Source organism: Synechococcus sp. R6-7 (genome assembly GCF_047461695.1).
In the GTDB taxonomy this organism is placed as follows: Bacteria; Cyanobacteriota; Cyanobacteriia; order Thermostichales; family Thermostichaceae; genus Thermostichus.
Window position 1 is genome coordinate 1 of record NZ_JANSHS010000331.1, and the last position, 2,883, is coordinate 2,883.

Annotated in this window: 4 protein-coding genes; 1 reads left to right on the forward strand and 3 read right to left on the reverse strand. The window is 57.1% G+C overall.

All coding sequences use genetic code 11. The features are described from left to right. Positions 1-33 precede the first annotated feature (33 nt). Entirely contained in the window at positions 34-693 is a 660-nt protein-coding gene (locus NW815_RS10075) for an SDR family oxidoreductase (protein WP_414390869.1), read from the forward strand. A 177-nt stretch (positions 694-870) separates the two neighbouring features. Here NW815_RS10075 and NW815_RS10080 read toward each other — a convergent pair whose 3' ends face one another. The 3 genes from NW815_RS10080 to NW815_RS10090 form a co-directional block, all read right to left on the reverse strand. Further along, positions 871-1,167: a hypothetical protein gene (locus tag NW815_RS10080; protein ID WP_414351089.1), complete on the reverse strand. Its 297-nt coding sequence runs from the start codon at positions 1,165-1,167 to the stop codon at positions 871-873. Between the two features lie 6 nt (positions 1,168-1,173). Beyond that, complete coding sequence (locus NW815_RS10085; RefSeq protein ID WP_414390868.1) at positions 1,174-2,439, reverse strand: hypothetical protein; 1,266 nt, start codon at positions 2,437-2,439, stop codon at positions 1,174-1,176. Between the two features lie 86 nt (positions 2,440-2,525). Further along, a complete protein-coding gene (locus NW815_RS10090; protein WP_414390867.1) occupies positions 2,526-2,711 on the reverse strand; it encodes a hypothetical protein in 186 nt (61 codons plus the stop codon). Positions 2,712-2,883 lie beyond the last annotated feature (172 nt).

Genomic DNA, 2,883 nt, shown 5'->3' on the forward strand with positions numbered 1-2,883 from the left:
CAGCAGTGTTCAGCGTAAATGTATCAGAAACTTATGCAGGCTTTTGTTGCAGGGGCTACAGGAGAAACCGGACGCCGCATTGTCAAAGAGTTGGTGGGCCGCGACATCCCGGTACGGGCGCTGGTGCGCAGCCATGAGCTGGCCGCTCGGGTTTTGCCCCCCGAAGCGGAAGTGGTGGTGGGGGATGTGCTGGATCCGGCCACGCTGGAGACGGGCATGGAAGGATGCACGGTGGTGCTCTGTGCCACCGGGGCCAGGCCCAGTTGGGATCCCTTTCAGCCCTACCGAGTGGATTATGAAGGCACCAAGAACCTGGTCGATGTGGCCAAAGCCAAAGGGATCCAACACTTTGTTTTGATTTCTTCTCTGTGCGTGTCTCAGTTGTTCCACCCCCTCAATTTGTTTTGGCTGATCCTGGTGTGGAAAAAACGGGCGGAAGAATATCTGCAAAAAAGCGGCCTCACCTACACCATCGTTCGACCGGGGGGCCTGAAAAATCAGGATAATAACGACGGTATTGTCCTGTCCAAGGCGGATACCCTCTTTGACGGCAGCATCCCCCGCACGAAAGTAGCCCAAGTGGCCGTCGAAAGTTTATTCCAGCCCGCCGCCCAAAATCGCATCCTTGAGATCATCGCCAAGCCGGGTGTGCCCAACCAAGAATGGAGCGCTCTCTTTGCTATGGCAAGGTAGGTACCGAGCTGCATGCATGCTGCATACATTATGACTATGAGCGAGTATGAACGCGGCTCCCAGTTCCTCAGCAGGCTCGAACTTGGTGGGCGCATGGCACTCCTGGAAAGTCGATCCTGCATTGGTCGATAGTCTGCCGCAAAATGTCGGTGCCAAGCTAAACTTCTCGTTTTGCCCTTAACTTCCCTCTGTCTGGGAACCAGAAGACTTGGCCAACTGCTGCAAACGATTTAAGATCTGCGCCTCAGCGTTAGCATCGTGGAGTCGCAACGTTAGGCGGGGCACCCGCAACGAAGCCGTAATCCGGCCTGAGGGCAGATCCAGCCACACCAGTTGCCCTTGAAAACAGCGACAAGCGGCTCCCCATTCCTGGGCCAGAGCCTCTACCTCTGACCAGACAAGGCAACGTGGCAGCAGCAGGTCGGTGGCCCACCCAGCCCCACACTCCCGCCGCCTGAGGATGCGCACCTGCATGGATCCCTACATCCGCAAGGACTCCGTCCCGCTGACGCGAGCGGCGTAAAACTCGCACCAGGGATCCCCTTGCTCTCTGGCTTTGGTCTCCTGGCCGTGGAAGAGCCCACCCCGCTGGAAGAGGCGGTTGTAGAAGACTTGATCCAAAACCGGCTTCTGCTGGATGTTGCCGTTGTAGACCAGATTCATCATCGCCGGCACCGCCCCTTGAGCAAAATAGCAGGCGGGATCCTCTGCCCGTGGGTAGGAAGCCAAAAAGTAGTTGGCTTCGTAGTTGCCGTCAATGGCCACCCGGCAAGACTGGCCACTCACCACCTCCAAAGCCTGCCAGCGACCCCACCCCAGGCTGCTGGCCACCGCATAGCCGCCGTGGATCCAGTCCGTGTCCTTCTCCAGCATCGGCCCCACCAGGGTTTCCCACTCCACCGATTCCATGATGTTGCCGAAGGTGTAGAACACACAAACATGCCCCGACTCGCGGATGAGAGCTTCCCCCACCCCCATCAGCTCAGCCTGCACCGCCTTCAGCTCCTGTAAAAAGCGATATTGAATGCGGTTGTAGTAGTTGGCAGGCATGCGCGTTAGCAACACGTTAAACGCGCGAATTTGCCCCCGCTCATCTCCGGCCAAAGGCAAGCCCCACAGAGCTTCGTTGACCGCGTCATAGTCCACTGCCGTTACGGGCTGCGGGAACTGGGTTGGCTGCTCAATAAGCTTGCCCATGCCTGGACTGGGAGTCAGCGACTGAGGCTTTGGCAGCCGAGTGGCCTGGATCACGCAGTGATCCTTGCGCGTAACGGCCATACACTCTGTTTCTTCTGCCCCGTAGCTTCCCAGCTCGCCAAACGTGGCATCCAGAGCTGCCGCCACATAGCCCACCGCCAAGTGGTCAATGGGACGTGTGCGGTTGACCTGATCCCCGTACTTGCTCAGCCAACCTTCTGCATAGTGAGAATGGGTAAGCTGCACTTCCCCGCCTGAAGGGGTCACCTCAAACGCCAGCCGCCCAAATCCTAAAAAACTGAAGATCTGAGCTGCCACTGCCAGGCGCTCTTGGGTCTCCTGAATGCCAAGAGCCTTGAAAGCTCCGTACAGAAGACTGTAAAAGATCTCCTGGGCTGCCGTGCGCAGGATCCCTACTCCATCGATCCAGTCGGGATCTTCAATAGTCTGCTGCAGGAAGAGGTTGTAGTGATGGCAGTGGAAGATAACCGGCTCTCCAAACAGGGAGATGAGCTTACGGTCGCGGTCGAGATGTAGATGCTCAAGCATAGGCAAGTGAACTCAGATAAACAATAGGGGATCCCACAAGCGCAGCAACTGCCCTCAGACAAACCTCGCCAGCTATTCTCGACTACTCAGACCGGCATGGCAATAGGCAGGCGCTCTCGGCCCAAGAGATCTGCCACTGCTTTGTAGAGAATGCGCAGCTCCTGACGGCTCAGGGCGCCCTTTTCGAGGCGGCTATGATCCAGACCCGTTTTCAAAGAGAGGCGCAGGGCCACAAAGTTAGGATCCGGGGCGTAGCGCTTGGCGTAGCTCATCAAAGCCTGAGCAGTGGATGCAGTGGTGTCTGAACAGGGGGCAACAATGGTTTTCCATCAATTAGGATGGCTTTGATACGCTCTGAAATCGCCTTAAGGTCGGTGGTGGAGCGGGTAAGAAACAAGACAAAGTAGGGGCTTCTGGGAAACGCTTTGATGACAACCCGCAACG

Bases quoted from the DNA above. Each gene is read 5' to 3' on its own strand.
- NW815_RS10075 (WP_414390869.1), top strand. From the start codon at position 34: ATGCAGGCTTTTGTTGCAGGGGCTACAGGAGAAACCGGACGCCGCATT.
- NW815_RS10080 (WP_414351089.1), bottom strand. From the start codon at position 1,167: ATGCAGGTGCGCATCCTCAGGCGGCGGGAGTGTGGGGCTGGGTGGGCC.
- NW815_RS10085 (WP_414390868.1), bottom strand. From the start codon at position 2,439: ATGCTTGAGCATCTACATCTCGACCGCGACCGTAAGCTCATCTCCCTG.
- NW815_RS10090 (WP_414390867.1), bottom strand. From the start codon at position 2,711: ATGAGCTACGCCAAGCGCTACGCCCCGGATCCTAACTTTGTGGCCCTG.